Genomic DNA, 22067 nt, shown 5'->3' with positions numbered 1-22067 from the left:
GCCTGCGCCCGCGCCTCCGAGGTGGCGATCCGCAGCGTCAGCGCTTCGAAGGAGCGCGCAAGATCGCCGATCTCGTCGTGACGCGCGGTCGGGAGGTTGTAGAGCAGCACGCCGGTGCGCGTGGCCTCGCGCAGCTCCGCCGTCATCTTTTGCAGCGGTGCGGTGAAACTTTGCGAGATCAGGAAGGCGAGCAGCACCGAGCTGCCCACGAGCAGCACGCCAAGCATCACCGTGCGCTCGCGCAGCGCGGTGAGCGGCGTCAGCTCGACCGCGCGGGGGCTGTAGCTCAGCAGGGCGATCCGGAAGGCCCCGTCGCGGGTCGGCAATGCGATCTGGGTGACATGGCCCAGCATTTCGCCCGCCTCGAAGGGGGCGCCATCGGGTCGCTGCAACGCCGCCTGCACCGTGGCATCGCCGAGCAGGGCGAGCTGCGCTGCCGTCGCCGGGGCGAAGCTGCGGCTTTCATGCGCATAGGCATAGGCGTCGCCGCTGGCCCCGCGCACGATCAGATCGACTGCGGGATGCACGCTTTCGAGCGTATGCTCGAGCAGGGCGAAATAGTCGATCTCCTCGCTGATCAGGCCGATCGTCTCACCGTCATGGCGCACGGGAACGACAAGGCGCAGCCAGCGCCGATGCGCGCGCTGATCCGGCCCGTCGGCGGGGGCGGCGGCGAATTCGCTCAGAGAAAGCTCGCCCTCGCCAAGGGTGAACCCCGCCGTGACATAGGGCGCGCCGGGATGCGCGCTCAGCAGATCGCGCGGGATCGCGCGCAGCTTGTCCTTCTGCCGGTCGGGATCCTTCTCGTCGAGGCGCCCCTGGGTCGAGCGGTCGACGCGCGCGAATTCCTGCGCGGCCGGATCGCGGGGGATGAAGCTCATCTGCATGAAGAACGGCCGCATCTGCATCACCGCGCGGAACGCCAGTTCGAAACGCGCGCGCCAATGCGCCAGATCGTTGCCGGTGACCGGATCCATCCCGCCGCCGTCGCGGGCGCGGACATATCCCTCCGGGATCGAGGAATTCGCCACCAGCCGCGCATCCGAGGCATATTGCTCGAGCGCGGTACGCAGCGGGTCGGCGACACTGCGCGCCTCCCAGTCGAGCCGGGCGTAGGACGCCTCGGTCGTGATTTGCGCGGCCTGTCGATTGGCGTACCAGAACAGCATCAGCGCGACGAAAGCCGCGACGACACAGGCCAGCAGCGCAATCTTCAGACGAATGGTCTGACCGGCAATCCGGTGCAGGAGGTCGGGCCGCTGTACAATTGCAGCGGGATCGGTCTCGAAATCTGGCATGGCAAGGGCCTCAAGGTCTTTGCATAGCGACTCACGTTACCGACAAACCCTTAACAAGATCTTCCCGCCGTTAGGCAGCCTCTCCCGCCGCCCCCCTGCGGCGCGATGGACCGTTGCCAGCGCCCCCGGATTTCCACTAGCCTGCCCACGGGAGCGAGGCCGGAGGACCGAGTGAAGCGATCGCCCGCAGGCAATCAGGCCCGGCAGAAGGCCGCGCAGATCTTCGCGGTTTTCGCGATGCTGCTGCAGGTCGCCTTCTTCGCCGACCATCTCGGCGCGAGCCTCGCGGCCGAGGTCGGGCGGGCGGCGCCGGGTGCCCGGCTCGGGCTGCTGCAAATCTGCACCGGCGAGGGCGTCGCCTGGATCACCCCCGACGGCCAGCGCGTCGCGGAGCCGGGCGCCACGCCGGGCCCCGCGCAGGGCCATGCCGGCACCAGCTGCCCGGTCTGCGCCAGCGCGAGCGTGTGCAGCTTCGCCGCGCCGCAGGCCGCGCAACTGCCGGTTTTCGTTGCCGATCTCGTCGCGCAGCCGGCGCTTGTGCTGCATGACCGCGCCCCGCATGCGGCGCGGCGCGCCCGCGTCACCCAGATCCGCGCGCCACCGCGCGCCTGAGGCAAGCCATCGCGCTCCGACCGGGCCGCCCGCGCGGCCGGGAGCGTTTTCGCCAGCACATTCAAGGCCGACCGGACGGACGCCGCGGCGCCACCGGGAGGCGAGGAGACCCATCATGAACCGTCGCAATTTCCTTCTGACCACCTCCACCGGGATGGCGCTTGCCGCCACCGGCGCGCGCGCCGAAATGGCGATGATGCCCGAGGAGAAACCGGTCTCGCCGATGCAATGGACCGACGAGAACGGGCTTGCCCGCTTCCTCAAGGTCGATACCGCGCCGCTCGAGAACGAATACGAGAAATATCCGCGCTGCCCCTACTGCGGGATGATGCGCAAGATGTATTCCTTCTCGCGCCATCTGATCGTCTATGCCGATGACACCGTCGACGGCACCTGCTCGCTGCATTGCGCGGCGATCTCGCTTTCGCTCAACATGGACCGCGGGCCGAAGACGATCTACGCGGGCGATGCGGGGGCCGAGGGCGATATGAAGCCGCTCGCCGATACCGCCGCGATGACCTATGTAATCGACCCCGACAAGCCCGGCACGATGACGGCAGTGTCGAAATTCGCCTATGCCGATGCGGAAAAGGCGAAGGCCGCTGCGGGGCCGAACGCGATGCTCGTGGGCTTCGACGAGGCGATCGTCGCCGCCTATGCCGATATGGCGAAGGACACGATCAACATCCGCAAGCGCCGCGCCGAGAAGCGCGCCGCGATGAAGCAGTGATCCAGTGATCCCGCTGTCCGGGGCCTTTCGGGGCCCCGGATCCGGAAACGCGCGAGGAATATATGTGCCGCCATCCCCATCCGACCGCTGCCCGCAGCGGATTGAAACGTCGCTCCGCCCTGCAGCTTCTGGCCGGGGCGGCGGCGATCCCGCTTGTGCCCCGCCGCGCCCGCGCCGAGGCGGCGCCGATCGAGCTGCCCGCGCCCGGGCCGCGTGACATCTGCCCGGTCTGCGGCATGTTCGTCGCGAAATATCCCGAATGGGTGGCGACCGTGCTTTATGCCGACGGCCATGCCGATCATTTCGATGGCGCCAAGGATTTCTTCAAATATCTGAAGGATATGCCGAAATATGCCAATGGCCGCAGCGCCGATGCGATCACCGGCATGGGGGTGACCGATTACTATTCGATCGCCCGGATCGAGGCGCAGGGCGCGCTTTATGCGGTGGGTTCCGACGTGCTCGGCCCGATGGGGCATGAGCTCGTGCCACTCGCGACCGAGGCCGATGCCGCCGATTACATGGCCGATCACCGCGGCAAGCGGCTCGTCACCTTCGACGCGGTGACGCCCGAGTTGCTCGCCGCGCTCGACGCCGGGCGCTTCGAATGAGCGCGGCGGCGGGGCGGCGGCCGACGACGCCGGTCTTTGCCGGTTTCGCGGCGCTTGGCCTGCTGGTGCTGGCCGCGCTCGCCCATGCCGGGCTGAGCCTGGGCCCGGGCCGCGCGCGCCTTGCCGCCGAGGCCGATCTCGTGCGCCGCCTCGGGCTCAGCGATGCCGCGCTTTTCACCGAGGCGCGCTACACCCGCCACCCGGCGCTCGCCGATCTCAACACCCCGTTTCAGGACCATCCGATGGGCTTTGACCATTTCCCCTCCGCCACCGCGATGCCGCTGCCCGATCTGCCCGCCTCCGGGCGGCTTGGCTTTTCCGCCGCGGAGGTCGCGCAATGAGGCGCTGGCTCGCCCGGCAGCGCGCGCTGGCCGATTACACCCTTGCTGCGCTCGCCCGCCGCCGGGGGAAGAACTTCGCGCTGATCGCGATCTTCGCGCTGGTGATCTTCTTCCTCGCCTCGGCGATGTTCTTCGCGGGCGCGCTGCGCCACGAGACCGGCCTCGTGCTGGCCGAGGCGCCCGAGCTGACGGTGCAGCGCCTGACGCTGGGACGACAGGATCTGATCGACGGCGCGGTGATCGCCGAGATCGGCGCGATCCGCGGCGTGACCGGGGCGAAGGGGCGGCTCTGGGGCTATTTCTACGACCGGATCGACGGCGCGAATTATACGGTGATGGTGCCCGACGATCCGGAAATGACGCCCGCGCCCGGCCAGGTGCTGATCGGCGAGGGGATCCCGCGCGCGCGCGGCTTCACCTGGGCGGGGGCGCCGCTCTTTCTCTCGCGCACCCCGGGCGATCTGGTGAAATTCGAGGTGATCCGCACCTTCGGCCGCGAGAGCGCGCTGATGACCGCCGATCTCGTGCTGATGAACGAGGCGGATTTCCGCAGCTTCTTCGGCATCGCGCCCGGGCTTTACACCGATGTCACCGCGCGCGTCCGCAACCCGAACGAGATCGCGAAGATCGTGGAAAAGGCCTCGCGCGCCCATCCCGAGCTGCGCTTCGTCACCCGCGGCGACATCGCGCGCACCTATCAGAAGCTTTTCGACTGGCGCGAGGGGCTGCTCGCGGCGCTTGGTGGGGCGGCGCTGCTCGCCTTCGCGATCTTTGCCGCGGAAAAGGCCTCGGGCCTTTCCGCCGAGGAAGCGCGCGAGATCGGCGTGCTGAAGGCGGTGGGCTGGGACACCGGCGACGTGATCGCGATGAAGCTTTGGGAGGGGGGCGTGGTCGCGCTGGCGGCCTTTCTGATCGGCACACTCGCCGCCTATGCCCATGTCTTCCTCTTCTCCGGGCGGCTCTTCGCCCCGGTGCTGAAGGGCTGGTCGGTGATCTACCCCGATTTCCCGCTTTCGCCGCAGCTCGATCCGCTTTCGCTGACCACGCTCGCGCTGCTCACGATCGTGCCCTATATGGCCGCGGTGCTGGTGCCGATCTGGCGCGTGGCCTCGGCCGACCCCGATGCCGTGATGCGCTGAGGTGCCGCGATGATTTCCCTGACCCAGGTTTCCAAGATCTATGCCGAGGGGCGGCCGAACCAGGTCACCGCGCTTTCGGGCATCGACCTCACCATCGCGCGCGACGCGGTGACCGTGCTGCGCGGGCCCTCCGGCTCGGGCAAGACGACGCTTCTGTCGCTTGTCGCCTGCATGGCGCGCCCGACGGCGGGGCGCGTGACCCTCGACGGCGAGACGGTCTCTGGCCTGCCCGAGCGCTTTTTGACCGAGCTGCGCCGCACCACCTTCGGCTTCGTCTTTCAGCGTTTCAACCTGATCCGCGGGCTGAGCGTTCTGGAAAACGTGATGCTGCCCGCCGCGCCGCTCGGTGCGCCGCATGCGCAGGTCCGCGCCCGCGCGCTCGAGCGCCTCGCCGCGCTCGATCTCGCCGACAAGGCGGGTACGAAGGTCGAGCATCTTTCGGGGGGCGAGACCCAGCGCGCCGCGATCGCGCGTGCGCTGATCAACGATGCGCCGGTGCTGATCGCCGACGAGCCCACCGCGAACCTCGACACCGCGCTCACCGAGCGTTTCCTCGAGATCGTCGCCGCACTGCGCGCCGAGGGGCGGACGGTGGTGATGACGAGCCACGATCCGCGGATCTGGGGCGCGGAGGGGGTCGATGCGGTGGTCGAGCTCGTCGACGGGCGGATCGCGGGGGAATACGCATGATCTTCCAGACGCCGATCCTCGCGCTTTTGCTCGTCGCGGCGCTCGCCGCGGGCACCGCGCTCTGGAGCGGGGGCTTTGCCGTCGCCGTGCTGCGGCGCTGGGATCTGGCCGACATGAGCCGCGCCCAGCTTGCGCGCGAGCGGATGACGGAACTCGTCTCGACGCTTTTCGGCGCGGTGATGATCGCCGAGCTCGCGGCGCTTTTGCTTTTCGTCTTCAACGCCGACCGGATGGCGACGCTTTTCGTCGGCGCGATGTGCGCGGTGGGCACGCTCAACGTGAACGGCTACGGCTTTCCGGCGCTGTACCTCAAGATCGCGGTCTTCTTCGCCGCGACGCTCTGGCTGATCCTCGACCGGGCCGACCGGCTGGGCCGCGACTACCCGCTGACGAAGGTGAAATATGCCGCGCTCCTCGCGATCGTGCCGCTGGTGCTGGCCGACGGCGCGGTGGAGCTTGCCTATTTCCTCAACCTGCGCACCGATGTCATCACGTCGTGCTGCTCGAAGCTCTTCACCCCGGCGAATGAGGGGATCGCCGACGAGATGGCCGCGATCGACCCGGGCGTTGCGCTCTGGCTGCTCGCCGGGGCAGGGGCGCTGGTCGCGCTCACCGGCGGCGCAAGCCTTGTAACCGGGCGGTTCCGGCGGCTCTATGCCCTTGTTTCGGCGGGGTTCTTCGCGGTGGCGCTGATGGCGGTGGTGGCGGTGATCTCGGTCTATATCTACGAATACCCGAACCACCATTGCCCGTTCTGCATCCTGAAACCGGAGTATCACTATTTCGGCTATGCGCTTTACGTCCCGCTGTTCTTCGGCACGGCGACGGGGCTTGGCGCCGGGGTGCTCGCGCCTTTCGCCGCCCGCCCGAGCCTGCGCGTGGCGCTCCCCGCGCGGATCCGGCGCCTTACCGCGCTCTCATTGGCGGGGTTCGCGCTTTTCGGCGCGGCGACGCTCTGGGCGATCCTGGGCTCGAACCTGATCCTCTTCGGCTAGGCCTCCGCCACGCCCTTGCGCGCCCCGTCGAGCGCGGCGATGCGCGCCTCGGTCTCCGGTTCGGCGATCAGATCGCCGAGCGGCGCGGCGAGGCGGCGGCGCCAGTTCGGGTGCTCGTCGATCGTGCCGGGCAGGTTCGGCTGCTCGGGCAGGGCGAGGATATCCTCGAGCGGCGCAATCGCGAGCCGCGCGCGGGTGCGCCCGATATGGGCCAGCGCCTGCTTCACCGCGGGCGCCGGATCGTCGGCCTCGGGCCGCGGCCCCGGCGCGCCGAAGGTCGCCCAGAGACGGCCGCGATCCCAGTCGCGTTCGGTCTCGGCGGCCGCGCGGCTCACCCCCTCGGGCAGCCGGCCAAGTTTGGCCGCCCAGTCGAGATCGCGCCCCGTCCACCAGCCCGCGACCGTCGCCGTGTCATGGGTGCCGGTGACGGCGAGGCTCATCTCGGGGTAGTCCTGCGAACCGATAAAACCGCCGTCCCAGGCGCGCTCGAACCAGAGCACATGCATGCCGGGCATGCCGCGCGCCTCGATCGCCTGCGAGAAGCCATAGGGCTTCGTGCCGAGATCCTCGGCCACGATCAGCGCCTGCGCGCGATGCGATTCCAGCGCGCAAAGCCGCATCATGTCCTCGAACGGATAGGCGAGATAGGTGCCGTCCTGCGAGCCATGCCCCTCCGGCACGACCCAAAGCCGGGCAAGGCCGAAGGCATGGTCGATCCGCAGCCCGCCCGCGCGCGAGAGCGCCGCGCGCAGCATCGCGATGAAAGGGGCGAAGCCGGTCGCGCGCAGCCCCTGCGGCGAAAACGAGGTGAGCAGCCAGTTCTGCCCATGCGGCCCGAGCGGATCGGGCGGCGCGCCGATCGTCAGCCCCTGCAGCAGCGCCTCGCGCATGCCCCAGCTGTCGGAACCGCCGGTGTTCACGCCGACGGCGAGATCGGCGAGCAGGCCGATCTTCATCCCCGCGGCCTTCGCGCGCGCCTGCACCGCCGCCAGCCCCTCGCGCGCGCACCATTGCGCGAAAGCGTGGAACTCGACCTCGGTCGCGTTCTCGCGGGCAAAGCGCTTCACGGCGGGGCTTTCGGGGTCGTGCAGCTCGGCGGGCCAGAGCTGCCAGCCCCAGGCGCCGGTCGGGCGATAGCGATGGTCGATCGCGTCGAAAAGCGCGTGGCGGGCAAGCGCCGGCCCCTCGGCCGCATTCGCCGCCTTGATCCTGCGTCGCTGCGCCGGGCTGAGCCCGTCGAAGACCGCGCGCAGATCGGAGAGCCGCTCAGGCATCGCGCCGGCCCAGTCGATGAATTCCCCGCCGCTCGAATGTTCGGGCAGCGCCGGCAGGCCGAGCAGTGCGGGATCGCCCATCGCGGTGTTGAAGAAGGTGCGGCTCGAGGGGGAATAGGGGCTGAAATCCTTGCCATAGCCCGGGAAGAGCGCATGCACCGGGTTGATCATCAGCGCATCGGCGCCGCGCGCGGCAAAGAGGTCGACCGTCTCGGCCAGCGTGCCGAAATCGCCGAACGCCCCCGCGCGCGCGCCGCGCAGCGCCGGGATCTGCACCGCCGGGCCCCAGAACTTGCCCGGGCCGATGTCGTCGAAGGTCATGCAGCGCGGCGGCGCGACGGCGAGGGTGATCGCCTCTGCGCCCAGCGCCAGCGTGTAATAGCCCGGCACCGCGATCGGCGGCAGCGCGCCCTCGACCAGCGTGAGCCGCGTGGTCACGCCATCCTCGCCGGTGATCTCGGCCGTCTTGCGGCGCGCGGTGAGCCGCGCGGGCAGGGGCGTCGGGCGCCCGGTCTCGGTGGTGAGCAGCTTCGGCACCGCGCGCGCCTCCGCCTCGATCCGGGCGAGCGAGCGTTTCTGCGCCGCCTCGGTCTCGGCCTCATAGCCGAGCGCCTGGATCACCTGCGCGAGCCGTTCCTCGGGGATCTGCAGATCGTTGCCGAAGATGTCGTGCCAGCTGCGCGCGACGCCAAGCGCCTCCGCAAGCGTGTTGATCCGGTCCATGCGCCCTCCGCCAGCGGTGTTTCCTCTGCCCAAAGCCGACGATAGCCGCAGGATGCAGGGGCGGCAATGCGCCTGTTGCAGTGCAGCGAAGATCGTCTAGGTTCGGGTGGGGGAGTGGAGGACGACATGCGGATCGGTCTGGTCGGGCTTGGCGCGATCGCGCGCAAGATGCATCTGGAGGTGTTGGCACAGGCGCCGGGGTTCGATCTCGTCGCGGTGGCCGACCCAGTCGCGCGGCACGCGCATCTGCCGAGCTACGCAAGCCTTGCCGAGATGCGCGCCGCGCATCCCGATCTGGAGGCGGTGACGCTCTGCACCCCGCCGCAGGGGCGCTTCGCGCTCGCCTGCGAGGCGATCGCGGCGGGGCTGCATGTGATGCTCGAAAAACCGCCGGGCGCGAGCGTCTCCGAGGTCGAGACGCTGGCGGCGCTCGCCCGCGCCCGCGGCGTCACCCTGTTTGCGAGCTGGCATTCGCGCGCCGCCCCCGCGGTCGAACAGGCGCGCGATTTCCTTGCAACGACCGCGGTGCAGTCGGTGCGGATCGACTGGCGCGAGGATGTGCGCAAATGGCACCCCGGGCAGGGCTGGATCTGGGCGCCGGGCGGGCTTGGCGTCTTCGATCCGGGGATCAACGCGCTCTCGCTGCTGACCGCGATCCTGCCCGAGCGGCTGCATGTCACCGCGGCCCGGCTCGAGGTGCCGGCGAACCGGCAGGCGCCGATCGCGGCGGAGCTCGCGCTCGCCACCGCCTCGGGGGTGACGGTCGCCGCCGTGTTCGACTGGCGCGAGACCGGCGGCGAGACCTGGAACATCGCGCTCGAGACCGCGCGGGGGCCGGTGCTGATCTCGGGCGGTGGGGCGCAGATCTCGGGCGCGGGGGAGATGCGGCCCGCCGCGCTCGACGCGGAATATCGCGCGCTCTACGCGCGGTTCGCGCAGCTCGTCGCGGCGGGGCAAAGCGACGTCGACCTCGCGCCGTTGCAGCTCGTCGCCGACGCCTTCCTGCTTGGCGCGCGGATCGCGACAGACCCGTTTCTCGACTGACCCCTGGCGTCACCGCCGGGCGCATCCGTGCCTGAAACGCACGTCGAGGAGTGATTCGCGGCGGCACTCCTCGCGGTGCCAACCCGGAACCGCCGCAAAGGCCCCCGGCACCCCGCTTGCGCCGGTCGCCCGGTCCGCGAGCCGCGCTCGGACGCCCGGACAATTTTCGGGCGCTCCTGCGCTGCCTTGGTCTTTCTCTTGAAATCTCGGCCTTTTCCAGGCCCGCAACGGTGCGATTTCGCGCCGCTGCGCGGCCGGGATTTCGCCGGAATGGGGGTGTGATTTCCGGGCTGTTCGCGCCCTGATTGTGGTCTTGTCAAAATCAAAACCTTACGTAAGATGATGATACGGAGGAGATGTTGAAACGCAAATTTACAGGAGACATATCGTGCATCTCGTGACCGGAAACCGCTTCGAAGACTTCTCGAACGCCGTCGGATCGCTCCCGGCCAGCCAGGTTCTGGCAAGGCTCTCGGGCGAGGACGCCCTGCAGGACATCGTGCTCGGGCAGGGCATCTCCGACGAGGAACGTCAGATCCTGAAACTCCTCGTGAAGGCCTGCGGCGGGCGGGTGCATGACCTCGCCGCCGACGACCGGCGGGCCGGGCGCAGCGTCTGCCACAAGCATTACGCGCAAAACCAGCTGATCTCGCTGCCGCGCCCGGTCGGCAAGGATGTCTTCGAGGCCGATCTGCTGCTCGACGATCGCAACGAGATCCTGTCGGATCACCTGACCGGTTGCCACCTGCAGGGCATGCTGCTCGTCGAGGCGACGCGCCAGATGTTCATCGCCGTGGGCGAGACCCAATATCCCGAGCTCGACGTGCCGAAGGATGCCTATGTCGTCTTCGACCGGATCGAGACCCGGTTCGAGACCTTCGCCTTCCCGCTGCCGACCGTGCTGCGCCAGACCGTGACCTCGACGAAGACCGACCGCCCCGGCCGGGTCGGCTTCACCGCCGTGGTCGAGCTGACCCAGCCGCAGGGGCGCGTCGCGCGCTCCGAGGTGAGCTATACGATCTTCGATCGGGCCGCGTTGCAGCCGAAGGAGGAAAAGCTCGCCCGTCTCGCGGTCGAGGCGGTGATGGCGCAGCTTGGCGGGACGCTGACCGTGGCGCCGGTCGCGGCTGGCGCCACGGCGCAGATGGTCGCCAGCGTCTGACCTGAGATCGGAGCAACCGTGATGACAGCCTTTGCCTTTTTCGATGTCGACGAGACCCTGGTCTCCGAGAAGACGATGTTCACGATCCTCGCCGCCATCGGCGAGGAGATCGCCGGGCTCGATCCGGCCGGCGTGATTGCCACGCTGCACGAGATGCGCGATCGCGGCATGCCGCGGTCCGAGGTCAACCGGCAGTTCTACCGCGCGCTGAAAGGGCTCGACCGCGCGCAGGTCCGCGAGATCGCGGCGCGCCATGTCGCGGCGCGTCTTGCGCAGATCGACCGGCCCTTCCTGATCCCCGGTCCCAACGACCTGCTCGTGCATCTGCGCGCGCGGGGGCTGCGCCCGGTCTTCGTCTCGGGCTCGGCGGTCGATTTCCTCGAGCCGATCGCCCGGGCCCTCGGCGTGACCGAGATCCTGGCGACCCGTCTCGAGGAGGTGGGCGGCGTCTATACCGGCGAGATCGCGGGGCGCTGCATGATCGGCGCGGGCAAGCGGGAGGCGGTGCTCGAATTCATGGCGGCGCGCCATGCGGTGCTGGCCGATTGCCATGGCGTCGGCGACCATCTGTCCGACGCGGAGTTCCTGTCGATCGTCGGTCATGCCCATATGGTGCGCGGCTCGGCCGAGGCGGAGGCGCTTGCGGCCCGCAACGGCTGGCAGCTGGTCGATCCGGGCTTCTGCACGGAGGTGGCGGCATGATCCGGCTTCTGACCTCGCCCTGCGCGCCGAAAGCGGTGCTGATGACCGGGCTCGCGGTCTGGATGACCGTCGCCGCGCTCAACAACGCCACCGATCCCGCGACCAACATGACCCATCTGCGCACGATGCTGTCGATGGATCAGCTGATCGCCGATCCGGTCTTCGGCAACGGGCTGGAATGGCGCTCCTGGGGCGGGTTCCCCATCGGGGTGCTGCTGGCCGCGATCATCACCTGGCAGGCGGCCACCGCGCTGGCGCTTTGGGTTGCGGCGGTGACGATGATCCGCGCGGCCGGCACCGCGGCGCTGGCGCCGAGGGCGACCCGGCGCGCGACTCTCGCGCTGACGATGTTCATGGCGATGTGGCTCGTCTTTCTCTCCGGCGGGCTCTGGTTCGGCTACTGGATGAAACAGGGGCCGATCCAGGGGGTGCATTTCACCATGCTGGGCGTCGCGCTGCTGAGCCTCCTTTTCATCAACCAGAGCGCCGGCGACCGCGGCACCGCCGCCTGACCCCGGGGGTGGCCGGAGACCGGCCACCCTCACGACGCTTGCGAAGATCTCTGCGGTCGGATAAAAGTGAAAGTTGACGTAAGAAATAGGAAAGATCCGCAGATGACTGCCATGAAAATCGGTGAGCTGGCCAAGGTGGCCAATGTCAGCCAGAGGACGATCCACTATTACGAAGACCTCGGCCTGATCTCCCCGATGGAGCGGGAGGGCGCCAGCCACCGGCTCTACGAGGAGGAAACGCTGGCCCGCCTCGAAAAGATCGCCGCCTTGAAGAAGCTTGGGCTCAGCCTCGAGGAGATCGGCTCCGTCATCGAGCTATACTTCGGGAAAGACGACGAAATCCTGGCAGGCAAGCAGCGCGTCATCGAGATCCTTCGCGATCAGCTGAAGAAGGTCGACGCCCAGATCGACGAGCTCGCCTCCTTCCGCAGCGACCTGATCCTGAATATCCGGCACATGGAACGGCTCTACGAAGAGTACCGTCCCGACACCAGGGCCTAGGCCGGGGCTTGTCAAAAGCCGTGGCCTGCGCTAAATCTACAGTCAACGTAAGATGGAGATAAACGGCATGACACGGCAACTCTACGTCCTGATGGGTTTTCTGATGCTCACCGCGCTGCTCGTGGTAGGGCAGCTTTACGTCGTGATCCCGCTCACCGGCGCGATCGCGGAAACCTTCTCGGCCTCGCCGAGGCTCGCGGCCTGGTCCGGCACCGCCTTCGGCTTCGCCTATGCGACGGGGTTCCTGATCTTCGGGCCGCTCTCCGACCGCTACGGGCGCCGCGTCGTGCTGCTCACGGGGCTCGTCGGCACCGCCGTCGCCACCGCGCTCGTCGGCATCGCCGAGACGATGCCCAGCTTTCTCGCCGCGCGTGCATTGCAGGGGCTGATCGCGGCGAGCTTCCCGCCGGTCGCGCTGTCGCTGGTGGCCGAGGCGCTGCCGCCGCAGCGTCGCCCGCTCGGGGTTTCGCTGATCAGCTTCGCCTTCCTTGCCGCGGCGCCCTTCGCACAGTTCGGCGGCGCGGCGGCCTCGGGTTCGCCGAGCCAGCTGATGCTGGCGCTCGCGCCCTTCTACCTGGTGATGATGCTGGGCCTCGCGCTCAGCCTGCCGAAGGGGGCGGGCGCCGCCCATGCCGCCCAGGCGACCGAAGCAGTGGATGGCAACAAACTCCTGCACAACAAGAAGGTCGTTTCCGCCTGGATCGCGGCGCTCACCGTGCTTTTCGGCTTCGTGACATTCCAGGTCGCCACCGTGCTCGGCGCGGGCAGCTTCGATGCGCAGCTGGTGCGCCTCGCCGGGCTGCCGCCGCTGGTGCTGAGCCTTTTCGCCGCGCCGATCTCGGCCCGTTTCGGCGCCGCGAGCACGGCGCGCATCGGTCTCGTCATCGAGGCGGTGGGGCTTCTGCTGTGCGTCAGCGGGGCGCCGATGATGGTGCCCGCCGCGGCGCTGGTCTCCGCCGGGGTCGCGCTCGCCGTGCCCGGGCTGATCGCGACGATCGCCGGCGCGGCCGCGAACCGCAACCGCGGCATGGCGCTTTCGGTCTATACCTTCACGCTTTTCGTCGGCGCCTCGCTCGCGCCGCCGGTGGCCGGGGCAATCGCGCCGCTCGGTGCGGCGGTGCTCTTCGGCCTGCCTGTGGCGCTGCTGATCGTTGCGCTCGTCGCCGTCACGCTCTCCTGCGGCGGGTATCCGCTCGGCCGTCAGGCCAATGCCTGAGCCCGCAGGAGACCGATGACATGAACGTTCGCAGTTTCGTTTCCGCCCTCGGGGTCGCTCTCGGCTCCATCCCGCTTCACACCCCGGCACTCGCCGGAACGGAGGACACCATGCAAACCCAGCTCACCGCACGCCCCGCCGAAGAGATCGTCGCCACCGTCCTGCCCGCGGGCTATCGCAAGAGCGCGACGCGCGCGGTCACCGTCGACGGCGAACCCGCGACGCTCACGCGCTACAGCCGCGAGGATGCGCGCAACGCCGGGCTCGGCGGCGAGCATTTCAGCACCGTGATCGCCGCCGACGGCCGGCTGAAGGGCTTCGCGCGGATCGACATGGATCTCGTCGGCGGCCCGCTGCCCGCGCGCGAGGAGGCCCGCGCGATCGCCCTCGACTTCCTCGAGGAGGCCGCGCCCGATCTGCTTGCCGGGCTGAAGATCAGCTGGATCGAGCCGCATGACGAGACGATCGCGGTCACCCATTACGGCAAGACGCAGCCGGTCACCCTCACCGGGATGAAGGTGAAGATGCGCAACACCGCCGATGGCCGCTGGATGTGGGTGATCGTCGGGGCCGACCGGCGCGTCATGGTCTTCGAGCGCGACATCGTCTGGATCACCTTCCCCGGGCATCGCGGCACCGAGAAATGGCTGCATGACAGCTGGCTCGAGACGCGCGGCATCGGCCCCGATCTCGGCGCCTGAGCCGGGCGAGACCGCGTTCCGAGGCCCCGGGATCACCCCCGGGGCCTCGCTCCGTTCAGGGCTCCGCTCAGCCTTCGGGCGCGCCCGGGGCGCTGCGGAAGAAATCGACGAAGGCGCGCAGGGCAGGGCGCATCTGCCGGCGGGAGGGGTAGTAGATGTAGAACCCGTCGAAGGGCGCGCACCAGTCCTCCAGCACCGCGATCAGCCGGCCCGCGGCGATGTCCTCGGCCACCATGTCGCCGAAAAGGAAGCCAAGCCCCACGCCGCCGCGCGCGGCCTGCAAGATCAGCTCCTGCTGCGGCAGGATGAGCGAGCCGCCGACATCGACGTTCAGGCGGCGCCCGTCCTTCTCCAGCTCCCAGCGATAGATCCGGCCGCTGTCGAACCGGCGCCGGATGCAGTTATGCGCCGCGAGATCGCGCGGATGCGCGGGCTTTGGGTGGCGCGCGAAATAGCCGGGCGCGCCGACGATCACGCTGCGCCGCGGGCCGCTTGCCCGCACCGCGATCATGTCGGCCTCGAGGCTTTCGCCAAGCCGGATCCCCGCGTCGAATCCGCTCGCGACGAGATCCTCGAACCGGTCCGAGCAGCGCAGGTCGAGCTCGATCAGCGGAAAGGCCGCGCTGAACGCCGGCAGCCGCGGCATCACGATTTCGTCCGCCGCGAGCCGGGGCAGGGTGATGCGCAGCGGTCCCGCAGGGGTGGTTGAGGGCGTCGCCGCCTCGCGCAGCGCCTCCGCCAGCTCGGAAAGCGGCGTCGCGATGCGGGCGATCAGCCGCGCGCCCTCCTCGGTCGGCCGCGTCGCGCGCGTGGTGCGCGCAAGCAGCCGTACGCCGAGCCCTTCCTCCAGCGTCGAGACCGCATGGCTCACCGCCGAGGGCGCGATGCCGAGCCGGTCGGCGGCGGCGCGGAAATTGCCCGTCTCGGCCACGGTGGCGAAGACGACGAGGCGGGAAAGCTCGGTCCGGTTCATCTGCCCTCCGATTGTGCGAAATGATCGAATACCGCATGCATCATTAAGCGGGTTATCCGGTGATAGCATGCGGCCTATCCTCTGCCCATCCGCGAATATGGAGGTCAGGATGAGACAATCGACGATCGGGCCGCTGCAGGTCTCGGCGATCGGGCTGGGCTGCATGGGGCTGAGCCAGGCCTATGGCACGCAGGACGAGGAAAGCTCGATCCGCACGCTGCACCGCGCGCTGGATCTTGGGGTCACCTTCCTCGACACCGCCGAGATCTATGGCCCGCTGCGCAATGAGGCGCTGCTCGGCCGGGCGCTGAAGGGGCGGCGCGCGGGGGCGGTGATCGCCACCAAATTCGGCTTCACCTATCGCGCCGACCGCGACGATTTCGGCGAGGCGACGGGCACCGACGGCAGCCCCGCCAATGCGCGCAGGGTGGCGGAGGCCTCGCTGAAACGGCTGCAGACCGAGGTGATCGACCTCTTCTATCTGCACCGTCTCGACCCCACGGTGCCGATCGAGGAGAGCGTCGGCGCGATGGCCGACCTCGTGGCCGAGGGCAAGGTGCGCGCGATCGGCCTTTCGGAGGTTTCGCCCGCCACGCTGCGCCGCGCGCAGGCGGTGCATCCGGTCGCCGCGCTGCAAAGCGAATATTCGCTCTGGAGCCGGGAGGTGGAGACGAATGGCGTGCTCGAGACCTGCCGCGCGCTCGGCATCGCCTTCGTGCCCTTCAGCCCGCTCGGGCGCGGCTTTCTCACCGGCACGGTGCCGCCGGTCGACGCGCTCGAGGCGAATGACTTCCGCCGCAACCTGCCGCGGTTCCAGCCCGACAATGCGGCGGCCAACGCGCGCCCGCTGCAGGTGGTGCAGGAGATCGCCGCGGCGCATGGCGTGAGCGCGGCGCAGGTGGCGCTGGCCTGGGTGCTGGCGCAGGGCGCCGACATCGTGCCGATCCCGGGCGCGAAACGCATCGCGCATCTCGAGGAGAACGTCGCCGCCGTCGATCTGGCGCTGACGGCCGAAGACCTGGCCCGTCTCGCGGCCGCCTTCGCCCCCGAAAACATCGCCGGGGAGCGCTATCCCGCCGCCTGGCAGAAGATGACCGATTCCTGAGCCGCCGCCGCGCGCCCGGCATCACAAACAACGGCCCGGACCCAAGCGGTTCGGGCCGAACTCATGTCCGGTGAAATGCGTTTTCCGATTTCGGGGAAGTGGCGGAGAGACAGTCCGTCAATTTCTCGAATCAACTAACATAAGATATTGTAATTACACGATTTTAAAAAATCGTGCGCTGCGATTTGTGCAGCAAAATGTGCAGCAAGTCTTGGGCTGCCTCTTGATCCGCAAGGTTCGAATCCCCTGCATCAAACTTCACTTCCAGACAAAGGAACCGCGATGAACCGTATCAACACAGACCTTTCCGATTTGCTCGAATGGACGCCGCCCGAAAAGGTAAACGCCGCCCCGGCTGCAACCGGAAGCGGCGCTGATCTTGGTTCGGCGGCACTCGAAATCGCCTGCGAAAAACATACTGAATCCGCGCCCGAAAATCAAGGCTGCGATCTGCCCCTTGCCGTCACCATGTTCCCGGATGTGAAGGCGCAGCGGATCGAAGCTGACCGCCTCAGCCTGCGCCAGCTTCAACAACGGCTGACCGCCACAACCGCGCCAAACAAGGCAGCCTTGCCGCTGGTCAAGCTGGGCACCTTCGGCAACGCGCGAACCGGAAAGGGCAGCCTGCGCCACGATGCCAACCTGTTGAGCGTGTCGGGCGTGGAAGGCGACTATGACGCGGGCGCGGTATCGCCGCAGGAAGCCACTGACCGGCTGCGCCAGACTGGCATTGCCGCGCTGATCTACACCACCCCCAGCCATACCCCGGAAGCGCCCCGCTGGCGCGTCCTTGCGCCTCTGGCGCGGCAGGTGGCACCGGCAGAACGGGAAGCCCTTTGCGCCCGGCTGAATGGCGCGCTGGGGGGCATACTCGCAGCCGAGTCCTTCACCCCGTCGCAGTCCTATTACTTCGGCGGCACGGCGGCGCGCCCGGTGGAGTCCTTCCTTGTGGAAGGGCAGCCGCTCGACCGCGTGTCGGGCGTTGCCTCGATCGGGCCGCAGCCCAAGCCGGTGAAGTCGACCACAGACCTCAGCGACCTGTTCCGCGAACCCGCTGACCGGGCCGAAGTGCGGCGCGCCCTCGACTGCATCACGGATGCCGATGACCGCGACACATGGTTGAAAATCGGCATGGCGCTTCATGCTGAATTCAACGGCGGCGATGAAGGCTTTGACCTTTGGTCGCACTGGTCGCGCCAGTCTCTGAAATTCGATGAACGGGACCAACGCCAGAAATGGAAGTCCTTCCGGCGCAGTGGGATTGGAATCGGAACCCTGTTCGAAATTGCAAAGGGCTGCGGCTATGAGCGGATTGCTTACTGCGATGAATCTGATTTTGACGATCTTCCTGCACTTCCTGCGAAGGCGAAACAGGCGAAAGTCGGAATAATCACCGCGAAGAACGGCGATATGAAGCCGACCCTTCACAATGCCATTCTGGTTTTGCGGAAGGTGAACCGGGATCAAGGTTATTCGATCCGCAAGAACGATATGACCGGGCAAGACGAATGGCGCGCCGGGCCTATCAACGATGCCGATCTGGGCTTGATCCGCGTGGCGATTGAACAGGCGGGAATGCACAACGTAGGGGCAGACCTGACCGCGGGCGCGGTTCGGGCGGTTGCAGAGTTGAACCGCTATCACCCGGTCAAGGATTGGCTGGAGTCGCTGCGCCATGACGGCAAGCCGCGCCTCGATACATGGCTGACCCGATACCTTGGCGTCGACGCATCGCCCTATTCCCGTGCCGTGGGCCGCGCCTTCCTGGTGGCGATGGTCGCGCGCATCATGCAACCGGGCTGCAAGCATGACCATGTTCTTGTGATGGGCGGGGCGCAGGGCATCGGCAAGTCGACTGCCTGCCGCATCCTTGGCGGCGAATTCGCGGGCGACAACATGCCTTCGATCCGCGACGGCGCGCGCGAAGCCGGGCTATACCTTCGCGGGCATTGGCTGGTGGAACTGGCGGAACTTGCCCCGTCTCGCAAGGCTGAGGCGGAAGATTTGAAAGCCTTCCTGACTCGGGCAACCGATGAAATCCGCGCCCCCTACGCGCGCCGGGCTGACCTGGTGCCGCGCCAATGCGTCTTTGTCGGAACCACGAATGAAACCGCGTTCCTGCGGGATGCCAGCGGCGGGCGGCGCTTCTGGCCTGTCACCTGCGGCGCGAAGATCGAGACTGAGGCGCTGGCAGAAGATCGGGAACAGCTATTCGCTGAGGCAGTGGCAGCCTTCCGCGCCGGAGAAGCGTGGCACCTGCCGCCCGATCTGGAACGGCAAGCGACTATCGAGCAAGAGGCAGCCCGCGAAGAACACCCGTGGGAACAGCCTATTCGGCGCATCCTGGACGGCTTGACCGATGGCGATGGCTTTGACCGGAAGCCCAAGGACACTGTGACAGTGGGGGAGTTGCTCACGTTGCTGGGCATCCCTGTTGAAAAGCAAAACGGGGCGAATGCAAAGCTGGTTGCCAATATCCTTCGCATGTTCGGTTGGGTGAAGCGCCGCAAGAATGTCGGCATTCAATGGTGGCGGGCATGATGCGGCAGGATCAATCATCGCCTGCAACCGATCATCGCTTTAGCCCGATCATCGGTTGCAGCTCGTTTGCACCGCGAAAAGGTGAACCCAGTGAACCCAGCGTGAACCCACAGACAAGGGCATGGGTTCACCGTTTTTCGTCGCGTTTCCAATGCTTTGCGCCAGTAGTGAACCCAGTGAACCCATATACCCCCAACAAAACCCTTGGCGATAACACAGCGGCGGCAGGGCAGCGACGGGGCAGCATGGGCGGGCGGCACCTCTCATGCAGTAATATAGGAAAAGTGGGTTCACTGGGTTCACTGGGTTCACCATTGGCCACAGCCGATCATCGCTTTCCGCCGATCTGGAACGGGTCCTTCCCAAGGGGCACCCGGCGCGGGGACTCCGACCCCCGAAAAAACGCTCTTGACAAACTTTTTCGATTCGTGAGGCCATAGGTAAACCATGCTGACCCAATCTGAAACCAGTCTCGATGACCTCTTGGACCTCGATTCCGGCGTCCCTATTCCCGGCACCATGACCGAGGCGGAACTTGCTTCCTTCCTTGGGATCGTCACAAGCCGCATACGCACCCTGCATCGTGAAGGCGTCATGGTGAAGGCCGGGCGGGGCCGGTTCGATGTGCGGGCGTCCCTTGCCAACTATCTTTCCCGGTTGCGGGACGGCGCGGTGAAAGGCGGGGGCCAGGTTCCCGACGATCTGAAAGCCGAAAAGCTGCGGCTGGCACGGCAACAGGCTGACAAGCTGGAACTCGCCAATGCTGCGGCGCGTGGTGAATTGGTCAGAAGTGCTGACGTAGAGCGGGAATGGGCCAATGTGCTGCGGGACGTTCGGTCGACCATGCTGGCCGTGCCGTCGCGCGTGGGATCGAAGCTGGCGCACCTGACCGTGCATGACGTTGCCGAGATCGACTCTGAAATCAAAGCTGCACTGGAAGGACTCGCCAATGGGAATTGACCTGATCCGCAGCCGCGCGCTGCAAGCCCTGCGACCCCCTGCCGATCTGCCAACTGCCGACTGGATCGAATGGAACATTTTCCTGCCCCAGACGGCTTCCGCCCTGCCGGGCAAGATGAAGCTATGGGCCTATCAGCGCGGCATTTGCGATGCCCTCGATGATCCGGGGATTGAGCGCGTGACCGTGCTGAAATCGGCGCGGATCGGCTACACCGCCCTTCTGTCCGGGATCATCGCCAGCCACGTTGCCAATGCGCCCGCGCCGATCTTGGCGGTTCAACCGACTGCCGACGATGCCCGCGACTATGCCGTCGACTTGGAACAGGTGTTTGAAGCGTCCCCCAGCCTTCGCGGGCTTCTGTCCGATGAAGCCGATGAAACCGGGCGCAGCACCATGTTGAATCGGCGCTTTGCCGGGGGCAGCCTGAAATTTTTAGCCGCGAAAAGCCCGCGCAATCTGCGGCGGCACACCGCGAAAATCCTGATCCTTGATGAAATCGACGGCTTCGAAGTATCGCAGGAAGGTGATCCGATAGAGTTGGCGACCATGAGGACCATGACCTTTCGGGATCGAAAGATCATCGCGGGATCGACTCCGGTTTTCGACTATGGACCGGCAACCCGGCTCTATGACAAGAGCGACAAGAGGATTTACGAATGCCTTTGCCCGTCTTGCGGCGAATTCTCGGAAATCAAGTGGACCGATATTCGGTGGAAGGAAGGCGAACCGGATTCCGCGCATTGGGTTTGCCCCAATAACGGCTGCGTCGTGGCAGAAAGGGACAAGCCCGGAATGGTCGCGGCGGGGCGCTGGCGCGCAACTGCGCCCGAGGTGAAGGGCCATGCAGGTTTCAAGGTGAATGCCCTTATCAGCCCGCATTTCAACGCGCGCTGGGGCAAGCTGGCAGCCGAATTCCTGGAAGCCAAGAAAAGCCCGGAAACCTTGCAGACCTTCACCAACCTTGTGCTGGGCGAACCGTGGCGCACCGAAGGCGATGACCTCGATGAACACGAGTTGTTCGGGCGGCGCGAACCCTTCCGCCTTGATGCCCTGCCGGATGAAGTGCTGTTCCTGACCGCTGGCGTGGACTGCCAGGATGATCGGCTTGAAGTGGTCATCATGGGTCATGGGCGCAGCGACATTTTCGCCCTCGATCACCGGATTTTCTGGGGACCGATTGACGGGGAAGCCGTCTGGCAAGATCTGGACACGCTCTTGCGTGAGACGTGGCAGCATCCGGGGGGCGGGACGATCCGCATAGATGCGGCCTGCATCGACTCCGGGGACGGCGGGCATACGGAGATCGTGAACGGCTTCACCCGCCCACGCTACGGGCGGCGCGTGGTCAGCATCAAAGGCGTTCCGGGCTTCTCACGGCAATTCTTACAGAAGTCTGGCACCAAAGGGCAACTGCTTTGGTTGGTCGGATCGGACGCGGTGAAATCGCAGCTTTTTACGCGGCTGGCGCGCGGCGCGGGCGTCCGGTTCGGGGAAGCCCTGGAGCCGATTTATTTCGAGCAACTGACCTCTGAGCGGCGCGTGGTGCGCTATGTGCGGGGCGTCCCGCAAGCCCGGTTCGAGCGGATCAAGGGCAAGCGGGCTGAAACGCTGGACGCGACCTGCTACGCATGGGCCGCGCGGCAGTTGATCGGGGTGAATCTTGACAGGCGAGCGGAAGAACTGTCGAGTGAGGCAGCGCCTAAGAAACAACCTACCGTCATTCGGTCGACATGGCTTGGGCGCTAGTTGCCCTGAAAGGTTCGGAGAAAGCCGCCATGAGACTACACACTTTGGCCGATGCATCATGGGGTGCATTTTTGACTGTAATCGAGAGTGAACCGGGCGGTAGCAGGCATCTTTTCAGGGGACAGGCCGACTCCGAATGGAACCTTGTTCCAAGCCTCTATCGGTTCAAGGATGTGAATGTCGGCGCGGAAACCAAAGAGAAAGCCTATGACTTCTTTGAAGCCATGTTTCTTGAACGATTTTTTCGGGAAGGTTTGCCATATCTGCCAAGCTTGGAACGCGGCTATTCAAACGACCGAATTCTAGCGCAACACTTCGGGGTTCCCACTCGCCTACTTGATTGGAGCCACGATCCATTCGTGGGGCGCTGTTGCGCAAATCAGCTGATGATCGCACTTGCCCTTTCCCCGGACACTCTTATCCCGCGGCCACGGTCATCGGGATACCGAGTGCCGTGAAGCGGTTGAGGACCGCCGCGCGGATCTGGACC

21 protein-coding genes and 1 pseudogene are annotated in these 22067 nt (G+C 67.0%); 19 read left to right on the top strand and 3 right to left on the bottom strand.

Going from position 1 to position 22067, the window contains the following annotated elements; translation table 11 throughout:
* Positions 1-1298, bottom strand: a 1298-nt coding sequence (locus AB7U46_RS15970; RefSeq protein WP_428337979.1) for a HAMP domain-containing protein, incomplete at its 3' end; no start/stop codon positions are given.
* Between the two features lie 171 nt (positions 1299-1469).
* On the opposite strand from AB7U46_RS15970, the gene AB7U46_RS15965 reads away from it, so the two are divergent.
* The 7 genes from AB7U46_RS15965 to AB7U46_RS15935 all read left to right on the top strand — a co-directional run bounded on the left by AB7U46_RS15965 (position 1470) and on the right by AB7U46_RS15935 (position 6416).
* Positions 1470-1910 carry a DUF2946 family protein gene (locus AB7U46_RS15965; protein ID WP_428337978.1) on the top strand — a complete coding sequence of 147 codons (441 nt, stop codon included), beginning with the start codon at positions 1470-1472 and terminating at the stop codon, positions 1908-1910.
* 115 nt (positions 1911-2025) lie between these two features.
* Positions 2026-2640, top strand: a complete 615-nt coding sequence (locus AB7U46_RS15960; protein ID WP_428337977.1) for a nitrous oxide reductase accessory protein NosL — start codon at positions 2026-2028, stop codon at positions 2638-2640.
* A 62-nt stretch (positions 2641-2702) separates the two neighbouring features.
* Positions 2703-3251 (top strand): nitrous oxide reductase accessory protein NosL, encoded by a 549-nt coding sequence (locus AB7U46_RS15955; protein WP_428337976.1) that lies wholly within the window; start codon positions 2703-2705, stop codon positions 3249-3251.
* Positions 3248-3592, top strand: coding sequence for a hypothetical protein (locus AB7U46_RS15950; RefSeq protein ID WP_428337975.1), 345 nt, complete (start codon positions 3248-3250; stop codon positions 3590-3592). Before AB7U46_RS15955 ends, AB7U46_RS15950 begins: the two co-directional genes overlap by 4 nt.
* On the top strand, positions 3589-4731 hold the full coding sequence (locus AB7U46_RS15945) for an ABC transporter permease (protein ID WP_428337974.1): 1143 nt from the start codon (positions 3589-3591) through the stop codon (positions 4729-4731). The genes AB7U46_RS15950 and AB7U46_RS15945 overlap by 4 nt, the downstream gene beginning before the upstream one ends.
* A gap of 9 nt (positions 4732-4740) precedes the next feature.
* On the top strand, positions 4741-5421 hold the full coding sequence (locus tag AB7U46_RS15940; RefSeq protein ID WP_428337973.1) for an ABC transporter ATP-binding protein: 681 nt from the start codon (positions 4741-4743) through the stop codon (positions 5419-5421).
* Positions 5418-6416: a hypothetical protein gene (locus AB7U46_RS15935; RefSeq protein ID WP_428337972.1), complete on the top strand. Its 999-nt coding sequence runs from the start codon at positions 5418-5420 to the stop codon at positions 6414-6416. Before AB7U46_RS15940 ends, AB7U46_RS15935 begins: the two co-directional genes overlap by 4 nt.
* Here AB7U46_RS15935 and malQ read toward each other — a convergent pair.
* Positions 6413-8413, bottom strand: coding sequence for a 4-alpha-glucanotransferase (malQ, locus tag AB7U46_RS15930; RefSeq protein ID WP_428337971.1), 2001 nt, complete (start codon positions 8411-8413; stop codon positions 6413-6415). The two genes, AB7U46_RS15935 and malQ, sit on opposite strands and share 4 nt — an antisense overlap.
* Before the next feature lie 126 nt (positions 8414-8539).
* On the opposite strand from malQ, the gene AB7U46_RS15925 reads away from it, so the two are divergent.
* From AB7U46_RS15925 to AB7U46_RS15895, 7 genes are all read left to right on the top strand, one after another.
* Positions 8540-9457, top strand: a complete 918-nt coding sequence (locus AB7U46_RS15925) for a Gfo/Idh/MocA family protein (protein WP_428337970.1) — start codon at positions 8540-8542, stop codon at positions 9455-9457.
* A 388-nt stretch (positions 9458-9845) separates the two neighbouring features.
* Positions 9846-10619, top strand: coding sequence for an AfsA-related hotdog domain-containing protein (locus AB7U46_RS15920; protein WP_428337969.1), 774 nt, complete (start codon positions 9846-9848; stop codon positions 10617-10619).
* A gap of 21 nt (positions 10620-10640) precedes the next feature.
* A complete protein-coding gene (locus AB7U46_RS15915) occupies positions 10641-11321 on the top strand; it encodes an HAD family hydrolase (RefSeq protein WP_428337968.1) in 681 nt (226 codons plus the stop codon).
* Positions 11318-11833, top strand: coding sequence for a DUF2165 family protein (locus AB7U46_RS15910; protein ID WP_428337967.1), 516 nt, complete (start codon positions 11318-11320; stop codon positions 11831-11833). Before AB7U46_RS15915 ends, AB7U46_RS15910 begins: the two co-directional genes overlap by 4 nt.
* A 102-nt stretch (positions 11834-11935) precedes the next feature.
* On the top strand, positions 11936-12334 hold the full coding sequence (locus AB7U46_RS15905; RefSeq protein WP_428337966.1) for a MerR family transcriptional regulator: 399 nt from the start codon (positions 11936-11938) through the stop codon (positions 12332-12334).
* Positions 12335-12401: 67 nt separating this feature from the next.
* Positions 12402-13550 (top strand): MFS transporter, encoded by a 1149-nt coding sequence (locus tag AB7U46_RS15900; RefSeq protein WP_428337965.1) that lies wholly within the window; start codon positions 12402-12404, stop codon positions 13548-13550.
* Positions 13551-13660: 110 nt separating this feature from the next.
* A complete protein-coding gene (locus AB7U46_RS15895) occupies positions 13661-14251 on the top strand; it encodes a hypothetical protein (RefSeq protein WP_428337964.1) in 591 nt (196 codons plus the stop codon).
* A gap of 67 nt (positions 14252-14318) precedes the next feature.
* On the opposite strand, the gene AB7U46_RS15890 is transcribed toward AB7U46_RS15895, so the two are convergent.
* Positions 14319-15224, bottom strand: a complete 906-nt coding sequence (locus AB7U46_RS15890) for a LysR family transcriptional regulator (RefSeq protein ID WP_428337963.1) — start codon at positions 15222-15224, stop codon at positions 14319-14321.
* Between the two features lie 109 nt (positions 15225-15333).
* On the opposite strand from AB7U46_RS15890, the gene AB7U46_RS15885 reads away from it, so the two are divergent.
* The 5 genes and pseudogenes from AB7U46_RS15885 to AB7U46_RS15865 form a co-directional block, all read left to right on the top strand.
* A complete protein-coding gene (locus AB7U46_RS15885; protein ID WP_428337962.1) occupies positions 15334-16329 on the top strand; it encodes an aldo/keto reductase in 996 nt (331 codons plus the stop codon).
* A 282-nt stretch (positions 16330-16611) separates the two neighbouring features.
* A complete protein-coding gene (locus tag AB7U46_RS15880) occupies positions 16612-18870 on the top strand; it encodes a VapE domain-containing protein (protein WP_428337961.1) in 2259 nt (752 codons plus the stop codon).
* Between the two features lie 447 nt (positions 18871-19317).
* Positions 19318-19830: a DNA packaging protein gene (locus AB7U46_RS15875; protein ID WP_428337960.1), complete on the top strand. Its 513-nt coding sequence runs from the start codon at positions 19318-19320 to the stop codon at positions 19828-19830.
* Positions 19820-21577 carry a phage terminase large subunit family protein gene (locus AB7U46_RS15870; RefSeq protein WP_428337959.1) on the top strand — a complete coding sequence of 586 codons (1758 nt, stop codon included), beginning with the start codon at positions 19820-19822 and terminating at the stop codon, positions 21575-21577. Before AB7U46_RS15875 ends, AB7U46_RS15870 begins: the two co-directional genes overlap by 11 nt.
* A pseudogene (locus AB7U46_RS15865) lies at positions 21562-21927 on the top strand (FRG domain-containing protein); the annotation flags it as partial. The gene AB7U46_RS15870 and the pseudogene AB7U46_RS15865, both read left to right, overlap by 16 nt.
* Between the last annotated feature and the right edge of the window lie 140 nt (positions 21928-22067).

Origin of the sequence: Paenirhodobacter sp. (genome assembly GCF_050177655.1) — a bacterium.
Taxonomy (GTDB): Bacteria; Pseudomonadota; Alphaproteobacteria; order Rhodobacterales; family Rhodobacteraceae; genus Rhodobacter.
This window is presented reverse-complemented; position numbering and strand designations above follow the sequence as displayed.